Origin of the sequence: Hyphobacterium sp. (genome assembly GCF_965228115.1) — a bacterium.
Lineage (GTDB): Bacteria > Pseudomonadota > Alphaproteobacteria > Caulobacterales > Maricaulaceae > Hyphobacterium.
Genome location: NZ_OZ245794.1, coordinates 686,825 through 707,134 on the forward strand (window position 1 = coordinate 686,825; position 20,310 = coordinate 707,134).

General features: G+C 58.0%; 19 protein-coding genes. 11 read left to right on the forward strand and 8 right to left on the reverse strand.

The window, feature by feature from the left end:
* Window positions 1-8 precede the first annotated feature (8 nt).
* The 5 genes from topA (at window position 9) to rpmG (ending at window position 6,940) form a co-directional block, all read left to right on the forward strand.
* Window positions 9-2,567, forward strand: a complete 2,559-nt coding sequence (gene topA / locus ACO079_RS03790) for a type I DNA topoisomerase (RefSeq protein ID WP_421791917.1) — start codon at window positions 9-11, stop codon at window positions 2,565-2,567.
* Window positions 2,564-4,837 (forward strand): ribonuclease R, encoded by a 2,274-nt coding sequence (gene rnr, locus ACO079_RS03795; RefSeq protein WP_421791919.1) that lies wholly within the window; start codon window positions 2,564-2,566, stop codon window positions 4,835-4,837. The genes topA and rnr overlap by 4 nt, the downstream gene beginning before the upstream one ends.
* Window positions 4,834-5,502 (forward strand): NUDIX hydrolase, encoded by a 669-nt coding sequence (locus ACO079_RS03800; protein WP_421791920.1) that lies wholly within the window; start codon window positions 4,834-4,836, stop codon window positions 5,500-5,502. The genes rnr and ACO079_RS03800 overlap by 4 nt, the downstream gene beginning before the upstream one ends.
* A gap of 8 nt (window positions 5,503-5,510) precedes the next feature.
* Entirely contained in the window at window positions 5,511-6,689 is a 1,179-nt protein-coding gene (locus ACO079_RS03805; protein WP_421791921.1) for an MFS transporter, read from the forward strand.
* An 83-nt stretch (window positions 6,690-6,772) separates the two neighbouring features.
* On the forward strand, window positions 6,773-6,940 hold the full coding sequence (gene rpmG / locus ACO079_RS03810; RefSeq protein WP_330197794.1) for a 50S ribosomal protein L33: 168 nt from the start codon (window positions 6,773-6,775) through the stop codon (window positions 6,938-6,940).
* 12 nt (window positions 6,941-6,952) lie between these two features.
* Here rpmG and ACO079_RS03815 read toward each other — a convergent pair whose 3' ends face one another.
* Window positions 6,953-8,329 carry a PleD family two-component system response regulator gene (locus ACO079_RS03815; RefSeq protein WP_421791922.1) on the reverse strand — a complete coding sequence of 459 codons (1,377 nt, stop codon included), beginning with the start codon at window positions 8,327-8,329 and terminating at the stop codon, window positions 6,953-6,955.
* Window positions 8,326-8,703 carry a response regulator gene (locus ACO079_RS03820; RefSeq protein ID WP_421791924.1) on the reverse strand — a complete coding sequence of 126 codons (378 nt, stop codon included), beginning with the start codon at window positions 8,701-8,703 and terminating at the stop codon, window positions 8,326-8,328. Before ACO079_RS03820 ends, ACO079_RS03815 begins: the two co-directional genes overlap by 4 nt.
* Window positions 8,704-8,887: 184 nt before the next feature.
* Here ACO079_RS03820 and ACO079_RS03825 point away from each other — a divergent pair, with 184 nt between their 5' ends.
* Together ACO079_RS03825 and ACO079_RS03830 are read left to right on the forward strand one after the other, a co-directional pair.
* Window positions 8,888-9,790 (forward strand): ROK family protein, encoded by a 903-nt coding sequence (locus ACO079_RS03825; RefSeq protein ID WP_421791925.1) that lies wholly within the window; start codon window positions 8,888-8,890, stop codon window positions 9,788-9,790.
* Entirely contained in the window at window positions 9,787-11,049 is a 1,263-nt protein-coding gene (locus tag ACO079_RS03830) for a DNA polymerase IV (protein ID WP_421791927.1), read from the forward strand. Before ACO079_RS03825 ends, ACO079_RS03830 begins: the two co-directional genes overlap by 4 nt.
* On the opposite strand, the gene ACO079_RS03835 is transcribed toward ACO079_RS03830, so the two are convergent.
* Entirely contained in the window at window positions 11,042-11,932 is an 891-nt protein-coding gene (locus ACO079_RS03835) for a serine aminopeptidase domain-containing protein (protein WP_421791929.1), read from the reverse strand. The genes ACO079_RS03830 and ACO079_RS03835 overlap by 8 nt on opposite strands.
* 89 nt (window positions 11,933-12,021) lie before the next feature.
* Here ACO079_RS03835 and ACO079_RS03840 point away from each other — a divergent pair, with 89 nt between their 5' ends.
* Window positions 12,022-12,483: a RidA family protein gene (locus tag ACO079_RS03840; protein ID WP_421791931.1), complete on the forward strand. Its 462-nt coding sequence runs from the start codon at window positions 12,022-12,024 to the stop codon at window positions 12,481-12,483.
* On the opposite strand, the gene ACO079_RS03845 is transcribed toward ACO079_RS03840, so the two are convergent.
* Together ACO079_RS03845 and ACO079_RS03850 are read right to left on the reverse strand one after the other, a co-directional pair.
* Window positions 12,480-13,100 (reverse strand): Pr6Pr family membrane protein, encoded by a 621-nt coding sequence (locus ACO079_RS03845; protein ID WP_421791932.1) that lies wholly within the window; start codon window positions 13,098-13,100, stop codon window positions 12,480-12,482. The two genes, ACO079_RS03840 and ACO079_RS03845, sit on opposite strands and share 4 nt — an antisense overlap.
* Complete coding sequence (locus ACO079_RS03850) at window positions 13,097-13,840, reverse strand: SDR family NAD(P)-dependent oxidoreductase (protein ID WP_421791934.1); 744 nt, start codon at window positions 13,838-13,840, stop codon at window positions 13,097-13,099. Before ACO079_RS03850 ends, ACO079_RS03845 begins: the two co-directional genes overlap by 4 nt.
* Before the next feature lie 82 nt (window positions 13,841-13,922).
* Here ACO079_RS03850 and ACO079_RS03855 point away from each other — a divergent pair, with 82 nt between their 5' ends.
* Together ACO079_RS03855 and ACO079_RS03860 are read left to right on the forward strand one after the other, a co-directional pair.
* Complete coding sequence (locus tag ACO079_RS03855; protein ID WP_421791936.1) at window positions 13,923-15,068, forward strand: GNAT family N-acetyltransferase; 1,146 nt, start codon at window positions 13,923-13,925, stop codon at window positions 15,066-15,068.
* Window positions 15,069-15,105: 37 nt separating this feature from the next.
* Window positions 15,106-15,537, forward strand: a complete 432-nt coding sequence (locus tag ACO079_RS03860) for an HIT family protein (RefSeq protein WP_421791938.1) — start codon at window positions 15,106-15,108, stop codon at window positions 15,535-15,537.
* Here the strand turns inward: ACO079_RS03860 and ACO079_RS03865 are convergent.
* Entirely contained in the window at window positions 15,534-16,349 is an 816-nt protein-coding gene (locus ACO079_RS03865; RefSeq protein WP_421791940.1) for a DUF2306 domain-containing protein, read from the reverse strand. The two genes, ACO079_RS03860 and ACO079_RS03865, sit on opposite strands and share 4 nt — an antisense overlap.
* 164 nt (window positions 16,350-16,513) lie before the next feature.
* Here ACO079_RS03865 and ACO079_RS03870 point away from each other — a divergent pair, with 164 nt between their 5' ends.
* The gene (locus ACO079_RS03870; protein ID WP_421791942.1) at window positions 16,514-17,614 is read left to right on the forward strand and encodes a helix-turn-helix domain-containing protein; all 1,101 of its coding nucleotides are present in this window, start codon (window positions 16,514-16,516) and stop codon (window positions 17,612-17,614) included.
* Between the two features lie 6 nt (window positions 17,615-17,620).
* Here ACO079_RS03870 and clpA read toward each other — a convergent pair whose 3' ends face one another.
* Window positions 17,621-19,945: an ATP-dependent Clp protease ATP-binding subunit ClpA gene (gene clpA, locus ACO079_RS03875; protein WP_421791944.1), complete on the reverse strand. Its 2,325-nt coding sequence runs from the start codon at window positions 19,943-19,945 to the stop codon at window positions 17,621-17,623.
* 3 nt (window positions 19,946-19,948) lie between these two features.
* Window positions 19,949-20,278, reverse strand: a complete 330-nt coding sequence (clpS, locus tag ACO079_RS03880; protein WP_421791946.1) for an ATP-dependent Clp protease adapter ClpS — start codon at window positions 20,276-20,278, stop codon at window positions 19,949-19,951.
* Window positions 20,279-20,310 lie beyond the last annotated feature (32 nt).

A 20,310-nucleotide genomic window follows, 5' to 3' on the forward strand; every position in this document is an offset into this window, starting at 1 on the left:
GTTATTGAATGAACGTAATTGTCGTCGAATCACCGGCCAAGGCAAAAACCATCGGCAAGTATCTCGGTAAGGATTATGAGGTCCTTGCCAGCTATGGCCATGTCCGCGATTTGCCGCCCAAGGATGGCTCGGTAAATCCCGATGATGACTTCGCCATGAAGTGGGAAGTCGACGGCAAGTCGCTGAAACGCGTAAAAGATATTGCCGATGCGGTTCGCGGCGCTGACCGGTTGGTGCTGGCCACCGACCCGGATCGTGAAGGCGAAGCGATCTCCTGGCACCTGCTGGAAGCGCTGACCAAGCGCCGCGTTCTAAAGGACGTTGAAGTCCAGCGTGTCGCGTTCAACGCCATCACAAAAAGCGCGGTGCAGGAAGCGATGCGCCACCCGCGCGCGATCGACATGGAATTGGTCGAAGCCTATCTGGCACGCCGTGCGCTCGATTATCTGGTGGGCTTCACGCTCTCTCCGGTGCTCTGGCGGAAACTGCCGGGCGCGCGCTCAGCGGGCCGCGTGCAATCGGTGGCTTTGCGGATCATTTGTGACCGCGAATTGGAAATCGAAAAGTTCAAAGACGAAGAATACTGGACGGTCGATGCGGACATTGTCTCCGGCTCGTCGTCGCCTTTCCGCGCCAAGCTGACGAAATTCGACGGTAAGAAGCTCCAGAAGCTGTCCATCAAGGACCGCGCTATGGCGACTGCTGCGGCGTCTGCGGTCGAGTCCGCCAGCCTGACGATCGCTTCCGTGGAAGCGAAACCAGCACGGCGAAACCCGCCTGCCCCGTTCACCACCTCAACGCTGCAACAGGAAGCCGCCCGCAAGCTGGGCTTTAACGCCCAGCGCACCATGCGGACCGCGCAGAAGCTTTATGAGGGCGTCAATATCGGCGGCGAGACGGTCGGTCTCATCACCTATATGCGGACCGATGGCGTCGAGATGGCGCCTGAAGCCATTAACCAGGTTCGAGATGTGATCAGCGACCGGTATGGTTCGCTCTATTCCCCATCGGCACCGCGCAAATACTCGTCCAAACAACGCAATGCGCAGGAAGCCCACGAGGCGATCCGCCCGACCAGCTTTACCCGCGCACCGGAAGATCTGCACCTCGATGATGATCAGGCCCGGCTCTATGAACTGATCTGGAAGCGTGCTGTTGCCAGCCAGATGGAGAGCGCACGTTTTGAGCGCACCAGCATCGATATTGAAAGCGCGGATAAGTCGCTTGCTTTGCGGGCAACCGGCTCCGTCTTGCTCTTCGACGGCTTCCTGACGCTCTATCAGGAAGGCCGTGACGACGAGGATGAGGAAGGCGAAAACCGCCTGCCGAAAGTCGAGAGCGGTGCAAACGCCGAGTCTAAAAAGACTTATTCGGACCAGCACTTCACCCAACCGCCACCACGCTTTACCGAAGCCTCGCTGGTGAAACGCCTGGAGGAACTCGGCATTGGCCGGCCGTCCACCTATGCGTCCACACTGACCGTGCTTCGCGACCGCGAATATGTGCGCATGGAGAAGAACCGGTTCATCCCGGAGGATAAGGGCCGGGTTGTCACCGCCTTTCTTGAGAACTTCTTCGAACGCTATGTCGAATACGACTTCACAGCGGGCCTGGAAGACCAGCTCGATAAAGTCTCGCGCGGTGATCTCGACTGGAAAGCGCTGCTGCGGGATTTCTGGGCGAACTTCTCCGGCGATGTTGAAAAGATCGGCGAACTCCGCATTGGCGAGGTGCTCGAAGCGCTGAACGAAGCGCTCGCGCCGCACATCTTCCCGGAAAAGGAAGACGGATCCGACCCACGTCTTTGCCCATCCTGTAATGAAGGCCGGCTGTCCATCCGATTGGGTAAGTTCGGGGCGTTCCTGGGATGCAGCAATTATCCCGATTGCAAATACACCCGCCCGCTCAGCGCGACCGATGATGAGCCCGTGGCTGAAGGTGATGGCGCGCTGGGTGTCGATCCGGAAAGCGGCGAGACCGTCTATCTGAAAGATGGGCGCTTTGGAGCCTATGTCGAAGTTGCGATCCCCGGCGAAGAAAAGCCGAAGCGTTCCTCCATTCCAAAAGGGTGGAGCAAGGACGAACTGGATCTCGCAAAAGCGCTCAAACTGCTGTCGCTGCCGCGTCTGGTTGGTTCACACCCGGAAGACAATGAACCGATTGAGGCCGGGCTGGGCCGGTATGGTCCTTTCGTGAAACATGGCCGCCTTTATGCGAACCTGCCGAATATCGAGGAAGTCTTCGAAATCGGGCTGAACCGCGCAGTGACCGTGCTGGCCGAGAAGAAAGCCACAAGAGGCGCGCCGCAAGCGCTTAAAGAGCTTGGCGATCATGAAGGCGAACCCGTTCGCGTGATGAGCGGTCGTTATGGCCCCTACATCAAATACAAGAAGATCAATGCCACCCTGCCCAAGGATGCCGATCCGGAAACGATTGATCTGGAAACGGCAATGAAACTGGTGGCTGAAAAAGAGGCCAAGGGCAGCAAAAAGCCAGCCCGGCGGAAAACTGCGGCAAAGAAAAAGGCCCCGGCCAAGAAGAAAGCGCCTGCGAAGAAGAAGGCGTGACCGGCAAGTCCAAACCCGCCTTTCAAGCCCTGACCCGCGACGCGGTGATTGAAGCCATTCGCTTGGGACAAGGCGAGTTTGGCAAGCGCGAGATCGCCCGTGCGCTCAAGCTTAAAGGCGATGATCGTAAGGTCCTGAAGGACCTTCTGCGCGAGCTTCAAGCCGACGGCACCATCCGCAAGGAAGGCCGTAATGCTTTCACGCTAAAGGGCGCTTTGCCGAGCGTGATGGTTGTCGTGATCCATGATCGCGATACCGATGGCGAGCTGCTCGCGCGCCCTGAGCGCGGCCATGATGATCCGCCGATCATACGCATGGCCCCTGGCGAAGGCGACGGGCGCGGCCGCGGTCCGGCGCTGGGTGTCGGGGATCGCGCGCTCGTGCGCCTCGAACCGGAAGATGACGGCTGCTATGAGGCGCGTCTCATCCGCAAGCTTGGCCAGAGCGCGCACCGCATCCTTTGCATGATGGATAAATCCGGCAGCCATCCGCGCCTGAAGCCGGTTGATCGCCGTTCTCGCAAGGAATTGCTGCCTGCCAAAGGCGAAGCGGAGAAAGCCAAGGATGGCGAGCTGGTGCTTTGCCGCCTCGGCAAGGAGCAACGCTACGGTCTGAAGACCGCCATCATCGAGGAAGTTGTCGGCGATGCAAACTCGCCCAAGGCCGGCAGTCTGATCGCTTTGCACTCGCACGGTATCCCGACCGGTTTTGGCGAAAAAGAACTCGAATTCGTTGAGAGGCTGAAGCCGGCCTCCATCGGGAACCGCACGGATCTCCGCGACATCCCGCTAATCACCATCGATCCGGAAGATGCCCGTGATCACGATGATGCAGTCTGGGCCGCGCCTGACACAGACACGAACAACCCAGGTGGTTGGGAAGTTATTGTCGCAATCGCCGATGTCGCCGCCTATGTGACGCCGGGATCAGATCTCGACAAAGGCGCACTCAAGCGTGGCAATTCAGTTTACCTGCCTGACCGCGTTGTGCCGATGCTGCCGGAACGGCTTTCCAATGACCTTTGCTCCCTGCGCGAGAAAGAAGAACGACCCTGCATGGCGGTTCGGATGGTGTTTGCCGCTGACGGCCAGAAAAAGCGTCATGAATTCATACGCGGCTGGATGCGCTCAGCGGCCAAGCTGTCCTACATGGATGCGCAGCGCGCCATTGATGGCGCGCCAAACGAAAAAGCCGAACCTCTCCTCGATCTGGTATTGAAGCCCTTGTGGGGCGCTTACGCTGCGCTCTCGAAAGCCCGGCAAAACCGCGGGCCGCTGGAGATTGATGCGCCAGAACGCCGCGTTCGCGTTGGCGAGGACGGCAAAATCTCCTCGATTGAAACGCGCGAGCGCTTTGATGCGCACAAGCTGATCGAAGAGTTTATGATCCAGGCCAATGTGGCGGCTGCAGAAACGCTGGAGCAAAAGGGCCGAAAGCTGATTTATCGTGTCCATGAGCCGCCGAGCTTAGAGAAGATGGACGCGCTGGCCGATTTCCTCGCCTCATTGGATATGAGCTGGTCACGCGGGGAACCCCCTCGCCCGGATCGCTTCAACCGGTTGCTTAGCAGCGCTAAAGGCAGCGAACATTATGAGACGGTGAACGAGGTCGTCCTGCGATCACAATCGCAAGCCGTTTATTCGAATGAAAATCTGGGCCATTACGGGCTTAATCTGCGCCGCTATGCGCATTTCACCTCGCCGATCCGCCGCTATGCGGATTTGACGGTTCACCGGGCTCTGATCAGCGCCTGCAAGCTGGGCAAGGACGGTCAGACCGAGGCCGAAGCCAGCCAGCTGGAGGCCATCGCCGAGGACATTACCGCGCTGGAACGCCGGGCCATGGCCGCAGAACGTGATGCGACAGACCGGTACATTGCGCTCTACCTGGCTGAACAGGTCGGCAGCGAATTTGAAGGCCGGATTTCCGGCGTGACGCGTTTTGGGGCCTTTGTGAAACTGAATGGGACGGGCGCGGATGGCCTGGTTCCGATCAGCCGGATTGGTCATGAGCGTTTCGAGCACGACGAGACGCTTCACGCGCTGATCGGACTGCAAAGCGGCGGTATTTATCGCCTAGGCATGCCGGTCACCGTCCGGCTCGATGAAGCCACGCCTGTTACAGGTGGTCTATTGTTCGATCTGCTGACGCCACCAGCGAAAGGTCCCAAGCGGCGCGCAGGCCCAAAACGCAAAGGTCCTCAACGGAATACGAACCGTCCGCATTACGCCAGGCATCGCGGCAAATCCAAAAAGAGCCGCCGGCGATGAGCAAGAAACCCGCCCCTGCGCTGCGCCCCAAGCTGGCGGGCACGTTGATTGTGACCCGCGAAAGCCAGCGCGGCCGCGAAATCCTGATGGGTAAGCGATCCTCGCGCCATGCCTTCATGCCAGAGCTTTACGTGTTTCCCGGCGGCCGCGTCGATAAAGCCGACCATTACGCCCCCCTGGCTGGGACCATGCCGGATGAAGATTTGGCTTCCATGTGCCGCGTGACCAATGAACGCCGCGCGCATGCAGCCGCAGCTGCAGCGATAAGGGAGACAGCGGAGGAGGCCGGGCTGTTGGTTGGCCGACGAGGCCTGATTCGCTCCCGACATGCCAACTGGCGTCCTTTCAAACAGGCCGGGCTGCAACCTGATGCCAGCGGTTTAAAACTGATCGCCCGAGCAATCACCCCGCCGGGGCGGGTCAGGCGATTTGACGCGTGGTTCTTCCATGCTGACGCCGATCAATGCGTGGCGGCGGAATTCGATCAAGACAGCGATGAATTACTGGATATCCGCTGGGTGACGCGCGAAGAGGCAGAAACCCTCAAACTGCCTCCTATCACGCGTTTCGTGCTGGGTGAGCTTGAACGACGGCTGGGCGACCCCAGCGCACCGCCCCGTCATGTGCGTGAACTGGCAAGACGGATGCAGGTTGATCCGCTATAGCGGCGCGCATGTCGCTTGCCTTTTTCACATCTGAACTGCATGGCCGCGCCCGATCGCTGATCGCGGCAATCATCTGTGCCGCGCTGGTCGGATGCGGCTTTACCCTGCTGATGCCCGTCATGGCGCTCAACCTCGAAGCCATGACCGGCTCGGGTATGATCGTTGGCTTGAACGGCGCCGCCGCCGCGCTCTCGACGATTATCGCTACACCTTTTGTTCCTCGGCTCATGTCGGTCCTGCCAGGCCGACAGCTGATAGTTGCCTGCCTATTGATTACGGCAGCAACCGTTCCCTTTTTTCCGTTATTTCCGAATGTCGCTTTCTGGTTCGCCATGCGGTTTGCAATGGGAATGACCATGACCGTAGTCTTTGTGGCGTCGGAGACCTGGATCAACCAGATCGCACCAAAAGAACGCCGCGCCACGATCCTCGGCCTTTATGCCACGGCACTCGCGGGCGGGTTTGGCGCAGGCGGGCTAATGCTGGCGGCTTTCGGGTCGACCGGCTGGGGCCCCTGGATCGCCGCTTTTTGTTTGTTTGCTGGCGGATCCATTCCCATCATGTTGTTGCGCGGTCCCGGCATTCAAAAACCGGACGCTGAATCGGCTGGATTTTCGGCAATGATCAAGGCGGCAGGATATGCGCCCGCCGCGATTGGCGCAGGCCTACTGTTCGGCGCGACCGAAACAATCTTCTTCTCGCTCTTTCCAGTATATGGCGAGCGAATTGGCCTGATCGATACATCGATCGGATTCATGATGGCAGCCGGGGCGTTGGGCGGCATCTTCCTGCAAGCCCCGCTTGGTCGCTTGGCCGATCAAGTGGGACGCCTCCGGGTCGCAGTGGTGGCGACATGTATGTGCGTGATTGGTCCGGCATTGATCTTCCACGTCGGCGCAACACCGGCGGCACTTTATGCGGTCATGTTTATCTATGTAGGGACAGCTACGGGTCTTTATACGCTCGGCCTTGCCTTGATCGGCGAGCGCTTTGATGGCGGCTCCATGGCCGCGGCCAATGCCGCTTTTGTGATGGCCTATGGGGTTGGCTCCTTATTTGGTCCGGCGATAGGCGGTCCGACTATGGATGTGATCAATCCGCATGGCCTTTTGATCGTCACCAGCGGCATGGCCATGGCCTATCTGGCCTTTCTGACCTTGCGTCATTTCACACGCAAAGCCCGTTGACACGCGGCGCGCCATAAGTATGTTCCGCGCCTCCGCTGACGGGATAGAGCCCGCCAGCCCGTTTCGCATTAGGGAATAAGGTCATGGCCAAGCCGACAACCATCAAAATCCGTCTGAACTCCACGGCGGGGACCGGCTATTTCTATGTGACCAAGAAAAACGCCCGCACGATGACCGAGAAAATGGTCGTGCGGAAATACGACCCGGTTGCGAAAAAGCACGTCGAATTCAAAGAAGGCAAAATCAAGTAATTACTTGATTTATCAGGCAGCCTTCGTCTGAACTTTTTCCAGCTTAACACAGTTCCGCCCAGCCGCTTTCGCGCGGTAAAGCGCTTCATCTGCGCGTCTTAGCGCGCTGTCAACGGTATCGCCGGCATGGATCTCGGCAAGGCCGATTGAAACCGTCACAGCCAGCACACTATCGGTGCCGGGAAGCCGGAAAGACAATTTATTGACCGTAGCTCTCAAGCGTTCAGCGCCAATCGCCGCCTCATTCAAGGTCACGCTCGGCATCAATACAACGAATTCCTCGCCGCCAAATCGCGCAACCAGATCAACGGCCCGAGCTCGGTGGCGCAGGCATTCCGCGAATTGCTGCAGCACGGCGTCGCCGGCATCATGCCCGTAAGAGTCGTTGACGCGTTTGAAATAATCGAGGTCTGCGATCATCACGCAGGCGGTTTCTTCACCGTGTGCAACACGTTGAACCGCTTGTTCCAGCCGGGATGACAGATAGCGGCGGTTCGAAAGCCCGGTCAGCGGATCGGTCACCGCCATCTCCAGGCTATCGTCCAAGCGCTCCCGCAACATATCGGCATAGCGCTTGCGACGAAGTTGCGTGCGGATGCGAGCATTCAACTCACCGCGATCAACAGGACGATTGACAATATCGTTCACACCCAGATCCAGCGCCCGAACTGAGCGGGCCATTTCATCCGGATCTACAATCGCCAGAATCGGCACATGCCGCGTTTCGGAATTTGATCGAATGCGCGCGCATACCCGAAGGGCGTCGAACACTTTCGTCGTTAAATCCACAATTATGAGGTCGAACCCATCAGCAGCACGGCTTACGGCTTTCGCTGGGTCGATTTCCTTTTCCGCAACGGCCTCATCGGGCAATCGTTCCGCCAGATGTTCCGCAATCCGTTCTTCACCGGTAATGATCAACTGGCGTGATCCCGATATATCCGTTTCATTGGCCTCAACCGGCGAAAGTCCACGCGCTTCCACCTTGTCCTCGCGAACCCTCAACTCATCCAGCAAGACTTTCAAGCGAAGTAAGGAACGGATCCGCGCAAAGAGCGGGAGATTATCAACCGGCTTGGTCAGGAAATCATCTGCACCGGCTTCCAGACCGCGTACGCGATCTTCGGGCTGGTCGAGCGCAGTCACCATCACGATCGGGATATGACGGGTCCGCCGGTCCGCCTTTAGCTTCCGGCACACTTCAAATCCGTCCATGCCCGGCATCATAATGTCGAGCAAAATGACGTCAGGCTGGTGATCATTAGTTTTGGAAATGGCGTCGAGACCATTGAACGCCGTCACGACCTCGAAATACTCGGCTTTCAGCTTGGCTTCGAGCAGTCGGACATTGGGTTCCTGGTCGTCCACGACAAGGACCCTTGCGCTCATGCGGCCTCCTCGCCGAGGAAGCCCCGCACGGTCTCGATAAAGACCGAAACGCTGATCGGTTTCGCCATATAGGCTTCGCAACCGCCTTCGCGGATACGCTCTTCATCGCCTTTCATGGCAAACGCCGTCACCGCAATGACCGGGATCGATGACAATTCGTCGTCATCCTTGAGCCATTTCGTGACTTCCAGACCGGACACTTCTGGAAGCTGGATATCCATTAAAATGAGGTCGGGCGAGTGCTCGCGGGCCAAATCCAGCGCGTTCAGACCATTATTCGTGCCGACGGTCTCGTAGCCATGAGCTTCGAGCAAATCGGTAAAGAGCTTCATATTGAGCTCATTGTCCTCGACGATGAGAACCTTTTTGGGCATGACCTGAAGCATAACGCCGCTGCATCCCGAATTGTGGATGCGTCATTGCGCATCCCGTTTAACACCCCGCATGCATTAAGCCAGATGTTCCTTAATCAAGAATGAGTCGGCGCTAAATCTTTCCTCCCGCGCTGGAACAAGATAAGAACTTGAAGCTAATCACAAGCGGAGCGTTGGCGGAAGCATGTTTCGAATCGGCGTGGATCTCGGTGGCACCAAAACAGAGATCGCACTGGTAGATTCTGACGGTGTGACGCGGTTTTCCAAGCGAAAACCCACGCCGCGTCCTTACGCGGAAAAAATCGCTGTCATAGCTGAACTGGTGGACGAGGTACGCGAAGTCGCCAAAAGTGATTCGGTTCCTGTTGGTATTGGCCACCCCGGTTCGATCAGTCCAGTCACCGGCCTTGTGAGAAATTCCAACTCGGCCGAATTAAATGGCCATCCGCTCGACAAAGATATTGAAACCGCCATCGGCCAAATGGTGCGGTGCGCCAACGATGCCAACTGCTTTGCGCTATCCGAAGCGGTCGATGGCGCAGGAAAGGACGCGAATACCGTGTTTGGCGTCATCCTCGGAACCGGGGTGGGCGGCGGGATTGTCATTAAGGGCCAGCTGATCTCCGGCCATGGCCTGCTTGGTGGAGAATGGGGACACACCGGACTGCCCTGGGCTCGCGCGGATGAAGTTCCTGGGCCAGACTGCAAATGCGGGCTCAAAGGATGCATCGAAACCTGGCTTTCCGGACCTGCGCTGACGGACGATCACCTGCGCGCCTCAAAAGCCTTTCTTTCCCCGGCGCAGATTGTCGCCGCTGCCGTAGAGGGCAATGCTCAAGCCGCGGCCACAATTGAGCGTTTTCATGACCGCCTGGCGCGCGGACTTTCCACCCTGATCAATATTCTTGATCCGGAGATCATCGTTCTGGGTGGCGGGCTATCCAACATTCCGGGTCTTTGCGATGCGGTCGAAGAGCGTCTCCCGCAATTTGTGTTCAGTGATCAAGTCACGACAAAAATCCGCAAACACAAGCATGGCGACAGTTCCGGTGTGCGCGGGGCCGCCTGGCTCTGGCCGCTGGAATGAGCGCCGCGTCTGGATATTGCCGGGCCTGCCTGTCGCAGGTGGACGAAAGCAACACCTGCGTCGCGTGCGGATCACACCGTCTGTTGCGCCATCCCGAAATCAATGAACTGGCTATTGCCCATATCGATTGCGATGCGTTCTATGCCGCCATCGAAAAGCGCGACGATCCCTCGCTTGAGGACAAGCCAGTTATCATTGGCGGTGGTAAACGCGGCGTTGTTTCAACGGCTTGCTATGTCGCGCGGTTATATGGCGTTAAGTCTGCCATGCCAATGTTCAAGGCGCTTAAAGCCTGCCCTGACGCCGTGGTGATTAAACCCCGGATGGGCCTTTATGCGGAAGAAGGCAAACGTATCCGCGAGATGATGAAAGCGGTCACACCATCTGTCGAACCGCTCTCAATCGACGAAGCGTTTCTGGATCTGACCGGCACGGAACGCCTGCATCATGCCCCGCCTGCCCTGACCTTGTTGCGCTTGCAGCGCAAGATTCGCGCAGAGGTCGGTATCACCGTCTCGGTCGGCCTCGCCCATAACAAGTTTCTAGCCAAACTGGCCTCCGATCAGGACAAACCGGACGGCTTTTTCATTCTCGGCAAAGCCGACGCACCCGGCTTTCTTTTGCAACAACCCACCCGTGCTGTTTTCGGCGTTGGGCCGGTGTTTGCGGCCAAGCTTGAAAAAGACGGTATCAAAACGCTCGCCGATGTCGTGAAGCTGGGTGAGAAAACCATGGCTGAACGCTATGGCGATGGCGGATACCGCCTGGCCAAGCTGGCGCGCGGAGAGGATTATCGTGTGGTCTCTCCAGGGCGGGAACGAAAGAGCGTTTCTTCGGAAACGACATTTTTCGACGACATTTCTGACTACGCAGAGCTCGAAAAGCGGCTTTGGCGTCAATGCGTTCGCGTGGCTGATATGGCTAAAAGCAAGGACGTGTCCGGTTATGTCGTCACACTGAAGCTGCGTACCCAGGCTTTCAAAATCATAACGCGCAGGCGCACGCTGTCCGACCCGACCCAGTTGGCGGATACGCTCTTCCGTGTGGGCCGCGAGCTTCTTAAAGCCGAGGTTGATGGCCGCAAATTCCGCCTGATAGGGATCGGAATTTCCAACCTTGTACATGGCAGCACCGACATTATGGACCTGCTCGACCCGGACGCCCCGAAACGCGCTGCGGCCGAACGCGCGATGGACAAGGCCCGCGCCAAGTTTGGCGACACGGCAATCATGAAGGGCCGCTCTCTACGCTCTAGATGAGCGCATCGAACCAGTCATACACCTCGTCCCAGAACGCGGCACATCGACGGCTCATCAAGCCCTGATGGCCAATGGACTTTTGTCCCAGATCCGCAGGATCGATCCAGATGTTCTCTTTCGGAGCCGCCGTATAGAGCTTCAGAATGTCTTCGGTCGTTCGAGGGTTGGCGATGGGATCGTCTTTGGCGCCCCACGCCCGGATGGGTGCGGTCACATCCGAAAACCAATGAGGCGTGAGCTCATCCAATAGGTCGCCATAATAGCCGGGCTGAAAGCACCAGTGCCGCCACAGGGTATAAGCATCGCGTGGCAGTGCCGTTCCGCCCCACAAACCGCCAGCCGGGATATAGCCTTTGGTGGCCAGGCACGCGGGACCGTAGACCAACCAGAAAAACAGCGCTATCGGCCTATAGTGCCAGGCGGAGCCGCCCCAAAAACCCGAGCCGACATTGAGAAAGGCATGGCCTTGCGCCTGAGGCCCGATCGGAGAAAACCCGATCAGATGCCCCCCAACGCTGTGGCCCAGCGTAAAGAAGGGCTTGCCGGGGGCCAATGACCGCGCATGCGCCCCCGCTGCGGTCATATCCAGCCGCCCCCAATCGAGCATATCGGCTTTGAAACCCTTTAAACCGCCCTCGGGCGTAGAGCCCGCGATGCCTCGATAATCGTAGAGAAGAACAGCAAATCCGCGTTTAGCTCCGGCCTCACCCAGACGCTTGTAAAACTCCTTGGGAAAGCCGGTACCAGACGACAGCAATACGCTGGCCTTTGGCGCGTCAGGCACCAAGACCGTCGCGGATAACTCATATCCATCCTCTGCCATAAGGCGCAGATTGGTCTCGAAATACTCTGCCATGGCTCGCAATCCATCCGGCGGTTTCACCCACTCTGCTGGATAACCACCGCGTCAAGTCAAGCCGCTTGTTTCGCTACCGCAGCGGTGTAGAACCGGGCCAGCTACAGGAGACCGCCATGTCGACGCCCGAACAACGCCTTGCAGAACTTGGGCTGACCCTGCCAGAAGCCGCTGCACCGGTCGCCAACTACGTGCCCTTCGTCCGCAGCGGCGATCAGGTGTTTGTGTCAGGCCAGATATCCCTTGGGCCGGAGGGTCTCGTGAAGGGCCGTCTGGGCGAAAGCATGAATGTTGAACAAGGACAGGCGGCAGCCCGCTTGTGCGCGCTCAACCTTATTGCCCAGCTGAGCGCCGCGCTGGACGGCGATCTTTCGCGTCTGGTGCGCGTTGTGAAGCTTGGCGGTTTCGTGTGCGCCACACCGGAATTTGAAGCCATTCCAAAAGTGATTAATGGCGCTTCAGACGTGATGGTGGACGTGTTTAGCGAAGCCGGCCGCCACGCCCGGTCCGCCGTTTCCTGCCCGGTTCTGCCGCTGGGCGCAGCCGTCGAGATCGACGCTATATTTCGAGTGCGCTAGCGCATTAATCTGGCCTGCAAGCGTCCGATTGCGACGAGGATGAGCCCCATCACAACAAAGCCAATCACCTGGCCGACCAATTCTTGTGCGACCCCAAGATATCCCAGCGTATTCACGTCCAGGAAGGGGTAGGGATAAAAGCCCGTCACCGCCCCCTTGATCAGCGTGTAGATGGTGTAGAGCACCGGATAGACCTGCCAGGAAATGACTTGGACAAATCGGGTATCCCGGGTTCCTGAATTAAAGAGCCATTCCAGGAAAACAATGGCGGGAACAATAGTATGCAGGAAGTGATTCAGTACCGCTGAAATGCCGACCGGATCATGATCTGCTGCTAACAATAAATGATAGACGATGCCGACCACGACGATAAACGCCGTGACCGCAGTTCTGATATGATCCTGGCCGAAAAACTTGCCCATTGCAGTGTTGGGGAAAAAAGCATTCGCGCCCAGCCCCATCGCCACGAGCAGGTTTGTCCAGATCGTGAAAAAGCTGAAATACCTTACCGTTGCCGTAACGAAATCCAGCTCCGTTTCAACAGCAAATACAGCGTACTGCACCAGGACTGCGGCCAGCGCGATACCTGCAATTACGCCCCGCAAAATCACCGTCATGCAGTCATCCCGCCGCACACCTTTAACGTGGTGCCATTGACGTAGGAGCCGTCATCACTGGCCAGGAACGCAACAGCCGCAGCCACCTCCTCGCTGTGGCCATAGCGGCCCAGCGGCACCATCATTTTCTGCAATTCCGCATTCTGACCATCGGCAGGATTCATGTCCGTATCAATCGGGCCCGGTTGCACGATGTTCGCCCGGATTCCCTTGCGGCCAAACTCGCGACCGGCCGCGCGGGTAATAAGCTCAACTCCGGCTTTCGACGAAGAATAGACGCCAACGCCAGGCATTTGCGCCGCATCGCCTGCGACCGAGCCGATGGTAATGATCGATCCGCCCTGCCCCATCACCTGATAGGCAGCGCGCAGCCCCTCGAAAACCGCCGTCAAATTCACCGCCAGCATGTGATCCCAGGTTTCATCCGGACATTTGGCCAAAGACGTCAGAGGGTAAACGCCGGCATTATTGACCAGCACGTCCAGCTGACCATAGCGGGCGGCAACATCACTGATCACGGCAGACGTCGCGCCGCGTTGTGCGGCATCGCAATGAATGGCCTCGGATTTCCGTCCCATGGCGCGGATTTCCTCGGCGACAGCCTCGGCTTTTTCCTGAGATCCGCCATAGGTCAGGACGACATCCGCCCCTTCACTGGCCAGTCGTTTCGCAATGGCCGCGCCGATGCCGCGCGATCCACCTGTAACCAGCGCGACCTTACCTTCAAACCGTGATGTCATGATGTGTCCCCTATTGTTGAATCAAGACATATTCCAGTCGCCTGCTTTTCCCAACCCCGATAAGCGCCTATTTCCTTACGTAATGACCGGGATCACAATCCGCACGGCGTCCAGCCTGTCCGATGTTGCGAAATCTGACTGGGATCGCGTCGCGAATCCGGACGGTGTGGCGTATGATCCCTTCCTCTCCTGGAATTTTCTGGAGGCCCTGGAATTCAGCGGCAGCGCCACGACCGAAACCGGCTGGCAACCGGTGCATTTGCTCGCGGAGACCGAAACAGGTGAGCTGGTCGGCGCCCTGCCCGCCTACGCCAAGGGCCATTCTTATGGCGAATACGTGTTTGATCACGCCTGGGCGGATGCTTATGAGCGCGCAGGTGGTCGATACTATCCCAAGCTGTTGAGCGCCATACCTTTCACGCCAGCCACCGGGCGCCGCCTGTTGTCGCCCGACCGAGACGTCCGCAAGGGCCTGGCCGAAGCGGCGATGCGGGTGGCTGAACAGAACCAGCTCCCCGTCTGGTCGATGAATTTCCCGTCTGGAACAGATCGCCAGATCGCCGGTGAGCTGGATTTGATGTTGCGCGTCGACCGGCAATATATCTGGGAAAATGACGGATATGACAGCTATGAGGGCTTCCTGGACGCCCTCGCCTCCCGCAAGCGAAAAGCTCTCAAGAAGGAACGCGCCGCCGCTCAAGCAGATATCCAGATCGAGCGACTGACCGGCGCAGATCTCCGGCCCGAGCATTGGGATGTGTTTTTTGCCTGTTATCAGGATACGGGCAACCGCAAATGGGGGGCACCTTACCTCAACCGCAAATTCTTCGATCTCATTCATCAGCGAATGGCAGATAAAATTCTGCTGGTCATGGCGAAGCAGGACGGGCGCTATATCGCCGCCGCGCTGAACTTCATCGGGTCAGAAGCCGTGTTTGGCCGTTATTGGGGTCGGCTGGCCGACACGCCGTTTCTTCATTTCGAGCTCTGCTATCATCAGGCGATTGATTTTGCGATAGAAACCGGCCTTTCGCGCGTAGAAGCCGGCGCTCAGGGTGAACACAAGCTGGCGCGCGGATACAAGCCCAAGCCGGTCTATTCCACGCATTATTTTCCCGATGAAAATTTCCGCCGGGCGGTCGGCGACTATCTCGATCATGAACGCCGGGTCGTGCTGGCGGACATTGACGCCCAGCAATCGGAATTACCTTTCAACCGCGCTGGATGACGGTTAGACCTCTTGCCAGAATTTAAGGAGCGCCCTCATGAGCCTGACCGGCCAGTATGACGACACGAATATCTTCGCGAAGATCATTGCCGGTGACGCCCCGGCGATCAAATTGTTCGATGATGAGCACGCCGTCGCGATCATGGATATCTTTCCGCAATCGCCTGGCCATTGCCTGGTCATTCCAAAGGAGCCAGCGCGCAACCTGCTGGATTTATCTGATGGCGCGGCCGCTCAGGCCATCTCACGCGTGAAAGCATTGGCTAAGGCGGTGGAAACCGGGCTGGATCCCGACGGCATTGTCGTGACCCAATTTAATGGCGCGCCCGCCGGGCAGACCGTGTTTCACATCCATTTTCACATTATCCCGCGCTGGGACGCCATTCCGCTTGGCCGCCATGGTGGCGGACAAGCGGATATGGAGGAATTGAACGCCCAAGCGGAAAAAATCCGAGCCGCTCTGGGTTAGATGTGGGGGCTCCACATCATATTCCAGGCTCCGAATGTGCCCAGGGCCGTAAACCCTGCTGCGGCGAACATCACGGCGGACATGCCCAACTTCGCGGCACTTGAACGGTATTGCGATGCCCAGAAGTAAAGCTCCAGTATCGCCAAAGGTACCAGATAACTGCCAAAGGCGATAAACATATCGAAGGGGCCATCAAGCGAGCGGCCCATTCCTGCTCCGCCAGTAAGTATCGCCCACCCCATATATCCAATACGCGTGAACCAGACGCCGCTAAGCAGGATAAAAGTGCGCATGGCCCATCTGCGGTGCCGGTCGATGTCACGCTTACGCGCAAACCAGAACGCGACCGCGATGGTCACCAGCGCCATCAGCCCATTAATCGTCGTGCCCCACCCGCCAAGATCAGTCAGTCGGGTTTCGCGGCCCCAGATCATCCAGATGCCGCCAATCGCCATGAACGCACCGATCAGTAAATACGTTCGACCTGTCCAACGATGCAGGGCTGGAAACCGGTTCCGGATCGGTGGCATTAGCTGCATCGTGCCGCCAACGCAGATGATGAACGTCAGAAGGGTGTGGGAGATGAAGGCCAGATTTCCAATGACGTCCGCCTGTGTAAACCCCTGAATGAGACCTGTTTCATCCCAACGCGCCCAATCGCCGCTGAGTGTCTCGGGCGCGTAGGCCGCAATCACATAGTACGCAAACAACCATTGGCCGATCACGGCAACAAGGAACCAGGACAGGCCTGAAAATTTGAGAAAGCGATGTGGAGAAAGCCCGCCGGCGCGGGAAAGTGTGGCATCGACCATGATGTATCCTTTTCTTCATGCCCGCCTTTCACGGCAGGTCTGGCTCTGAAAATCACACACATGTCCGATGCGAGGCTCGCCGATTTGGAAATCGGCGCGCTTTTGCGGCCCTTGCATGACAGGGGGGATCGGGCGCATCATGACGGTCTGAACAGGAGTGGCGCGTGCTAGCCCTTGGAGCGGGATTGAAACTGTTGAGCGTTGGTGGCGCACTGGCCTGGCTGGGCTGGATCGCGCTGCGCCGGGCGTTTTCGCCGCTTTATCTTTACTGGGCGGCGTTCTGCGTAGGTATGGCCGCTATCATGATCATTGAGGTCGCAGGTCGCCCTGCCCTCGGTGTGACTTACCCGGTCATCGCAATTGCCTCCTGTGCATCGTGTTCCTTCTTCTGGCTCGCCACGAGAGCCTTGTTCCGGCACAACGCGAAGATCGGTTGGCCGGAAAGCGTCGTGGTCGCAGGTATTTTCCTTCCGACCCTATTTGATCAGATCGCCTTGTCGGTGGGATTCGGAGCAGTGATAGGCGAAGCCGCGCTTTCAAACTGGATGACCCGTCTGGATACAATGCAGACCCTGTTTAGTTCCGCGGCTTTGGTACTGGCCTTCGGAGAAGGCTTGAACGGGTGGTCAGGTATCTCTGATGGCGAAAAACGAATACGCTACACCTTCCTGTCCAGTTTCGGCGCAGCAGTAGGGATATGCGTCATCCTGTTTGATCGCGGCGATCTCCTAATTTTCTCCCCGGGCCTGACCATGCTCATCCAGGGCATTTGTGCGATCATAATCATGACCTGCACCAGCATCGCGATCTTTTACCGGCAAACCAATCCACTCCCGGACGGATCTGCACGAAAAGCGCCGCCCGCAAATGAGGACGAGCGCGCCTTGGCTCGTCGAGCCCAGCAGCTTGTTTCCAAAGGTGCCTATCTCGACCCGGATCTGAAAGTGGCCACGCTGGCGGCTCGGCTGAACGAGAAAGACTACAAAGTCACCCGCGCCATCGTCGCGGGCCTTGGTCAACCCAATTTCAATCGCTTCATTAACCAGTTCAGAATCGAACACGCCAAGCACTTGTTATCAGATCCAGACAAGAGCGATCGCGGCATTCTGAATGTGGCGCTCGACAGCGGTTTTGCCTCGCTGGGGCCATTCAATCGGGCCTTCAAGCAGGCCACCGGACAGACACCACGGGAATATCGCGAGCAGCAAAAAACCGCCGCCCGGACGGACGGCGGTTTGTCGCCAAACGAAGTGTTTGCTGAATAGCGCTGGCTAGCGCACCGGCTCTTTCGTCTTTTTCTTGCCGCTGCCTTTCGGCTTCTTCGGCTTGATGCGGTCACCTGGGGTGATTTCGAAGTCGAGGCGTTCCTTATCCGCCGCATCGACATCGACCTTCACCAGACCGCCCTTCTTCAGTTGGCCAAACAGGATCTCATCCGCCAGCGGTTTTTTGATGTGCTCCTGAATCACCCGAGCCAGCGGCCGGGCGCCAAATTTGTCATCATAGCCGCGCGTGGACAGCCATTCGGTTGCCTCATCGGTCAGCTCGAAGGTCACGCCGCGATCGGCCAGCTGGGCTTCCAGCTGAAGCACGAATTTCTGGACGACCTTGTTAACGATGGGCTGCGACAAACCCGCGAACGGAATGATGGCATCGAGACGATTACGGAATTCCGGCGTGAACAAACGCTCGATCGCTGCCTGGTCCTCGCCTTCGCGCTTGTCGCGTCCAAATCCAATGGCCTCTTTCGCGGCATCGGAAGCCCCAGCATTCGTCGTCATGATCACAACGACATTGCGGAAATCAACCGTCTTGCCATTGGCATCCGTCAGGCTGCCATGATCCATTACCTGCAGGAGGATGTTGAACAGGTCCGGATGCGCCTTCTCGATCTCATCCAGCAACAGCACGGCATGGCGATGCTGATCCACGGCATCGGTCAATAGCCCGCCCTGATCATGCCCGACATATCCCGGAGGAGCGCCGATCAGACGTGAAACCGTGTGGCGTTCCATGTATTCGGACATATCGAAACGCAATAGCTCTACACCCAAAATCGAGGCCAGCTGTTTGGCCACCTCCGTCTTGCCGACGCCAGTCGGACCAGAGAAGAGATAATTGCCGATCGGCTTTTCAGGCTCACGCAAGCCGGCACGGGCGAGCTTTATCGCCGAGGAAAGCTTGTCGATCGCTTCGTCCTGTCCAAACACCACATGGCGCAAATCAGAGCCCAGCGTTTTGAGTGCAATCTCGTCATCCTTGGAGACGGATTTCTCAGGAATACGGGCCATTTTGGCGACCACTGTTTCCACCTGCTTGGCGCTGATGGTTTTCTTGCGCTTCGACACCGGCAGGAGCCGCATGCGCGCACCGGCCTCATCGATCACATCAATCGCCTTGTCCGGCAATTTGCGGTCCGTGATATAGCGATCCGACAGATCCACAGCCGTTTTCACCGCATCATTGGTGAAGCGGACATCGTGGAATTTTTCAAAATAAGGCTTCAGGCCCTGCAGGATTTTGACCGTATCGTCCTTGGTCGGTTCCACCACATCAATCTTCTGGAAGCGCCGCGCCAGCGCGCGGTCCTTCTCGAAGTGCTGGCGAAACTCCTTATAGGTCGTCGAGCCCATGCAGCGCAGGCCGCCAGACTGCAAGGCTGGCTTCAACAGGTTGGACGCATCCATCGCGCCGCCAGACGTGGCACCCGCCCCGATGACGGTATGAATTTCGTCAATGAAGAGGATCGCGCCTTCGCGCGCTTCCAGTTCCTGGACGACCTGTTTCACGCGTTCTTCGAAATCACCGCGATAGCGGGTACCCGCCAGCAGCGAGCCCATATCGAGCGAGTAAATCGTGGCGTCTAGCAGGACTTCTGGCACATCGTGTTCAACAATCTTACGCGCCAGGCCTTCTGCTATCGCGGTTTTACCGACGCCGGGGTCGCCCACGAGAAGCGGATTATTCTTGCGGCGGCGGCAAAGCACCTGCACGCAACGCTCCACCTCAGGGCCGCGTCCAATCAGCGGATCGACATCGCCGGCTGCAGCCTTGGCATTCAGATCGACGCAATACGTCGACAACGCATCAGCCTCTTTTTCATCCTCATCGTCTTCTTCCGCGGCGCCTCGGACCGGCCGCGCTTCGCTTTCGCCGGGACGTTTCGCGATTCCATGGGAAATGTAATTGACCGCGTCATAGCGGGTCATATCCCGCTCAGCGAGGAAGTGCGCGGCATGACTTTCCCGTTCAGCGAAGATCGCCACGAGAACATTTGCGCCGGTGACTTCTTCGCGGCCGGCATTCTGCACATGGATAACGGCGCGCTGAATGACCCGCTGGAAGCCAGTCGTCGGTTTAGCGTCTTCATTGTCGTCGACCGCCAACTCGCCAAGCTCGGCATCGACAAAAGCGGTCAGTGTCGCCTTCAACTCCCCCAGATCGACATCACACGCCTTCATTACCCCGGCCGCGTCCTCGTCATCGACGAGGGCGAGCAGGAGATGCTCCAGCGTGGCGAATTCATGTCCACGCTCATTTGCAAACCCGAGGGCGCGGTGCAGCGTGTCTTCAAGGGAGGTTGAAAATGAAGGCAATGTCTATTCCTTTTCCATCGTACATTGCAGCGGATGCTGCGCGCGCCGTGCCAGATCCATCACTTGTGCCACCTTCGTTTCGGCGATTTCGAAAGTGAACACGCCGCATACGCCGACGCCATTCTGGTGGACGTGAAGCATGATCTGCGTCGCTTCTTCCGGCGACTTGTTGAAGATCCGCATCAGGACCTCGACGACGAATTCCATCGGCGTGAAATCATCGTTCAACATCACAACCCGGTACAAAGACGGTTTCTTCGTCTTGGGCCGGGTGCGGGTGGCTACCCCTGTTTCGCGATCAGGGTTGCCGGGTTTATCGCGGCGCTCGGTCATCGATTCGGCTCGTCGCATTACTCGCTATTAGA

Bases quoted from the DNA above. Each gene is read 5' to 3' on its own strand.
- topA (WP_421791917.1), top strand. From the start codon at position 9: ATGAACGTAATTGTCGTCGAATCACCGGCCAAGGCAAAAACCATCGGC.
- ACO079_RS03800 (WP_421791920.1), top strand. From the start codon at position 4,834: ATGAGCAAGAAACCCGCCCCTGCGCTGCGCCCCAAGCTGGCGGGCACG.
- ACO079_RS03805 (WP_421791921.1), top strand. From the start codon at position 5,511: ATGTCGCTTGCCTTTTTCACATCTGAACTGCATGGCCGCGCCCGATCG.
- rpmG (WP_330197794.1), top strand. From the start codon at position 6,773: ATGGCCAAGCCGACAACCATCAAAATCCGTCTGAACTCCACGGCGGGG.
- ACO079_RS03815 (WP_421791922.1), bottom strand. From the start codon at position 8,329: ATGAGCGCAAGGGTCCTTGTCGTGGACGACCAGGAACCCAATGTCCGA.
- ACO079_RS03820 (WP_421791924.1), bottom strand. From the start codon at position 8,703: ATGCCCAAAAAGGTTCTCATCGTCGAGGACAATGAGCTCAATATGAAG.
- ACO079_RS03825 (WP_421791925.1), top strand. From the start codon at position 8,888: ATGTTTCGAATCGGCGTGGATCTCGGTGGCACCAAAACAGAGATCGCA.
- ACO079_RS03830 (WP_421791927.1), top strand. From the start codon at position 9,787: ATGAGCGCCGCGTCTGGATATTGCCGGGCCTGCCTGTCGCAGGTGGAC.
- ACO079_RS03840 (WP_421791931.1), top strand. From the start codon at position 12,022: ATGTCGACGCCCGAACAACGCCTTGCAGAACTTGGGCTGACCCTGCCA.
- ACO079_RS03845 (WP_421791932.1), bottom strand. From the start codon at position 13,100: ATGACGGTGATTTTGCGGGGCGTAATTGCAGGTATCGCGCTGGCCGCA.
- ACO079_RS03850 (WP_421791934.1), bottom strand. From the start codon at position 13,840: ATGACATCACGGTTTGAAGGTAAGGTCGCGCTGGTTACAGGTGGATCG.
- ACO079_RS03855 (WP_421791936.1), top strand. From the start codon at position 13,923: ATGACCGGGATCACAATCCGCACGGCGTCCAGCCTGTCCGATGTTGCG.
- ACO079_RS03860 (WP_421791938.1), top strand. From the start codon at position 15,106: ATGAGCCTGACCGGCCAGTATGACGACACGAATATCTTCGCGAAGATC.
- ACO079_RS03865 (WP_421791940.1), bottom strand. From the start codon at position 16,349: ATGGTCGATGCCACACTTTCCCGCGCCGGCGGGCTTTCTCCACATCGC.
- clpS (WP_421791946.1), bottom strand. From the start codon at position 20,278: ATGACCGAGCGCCGCGATAAACCCGGCAACCCTGATCGCGAAACAGGG.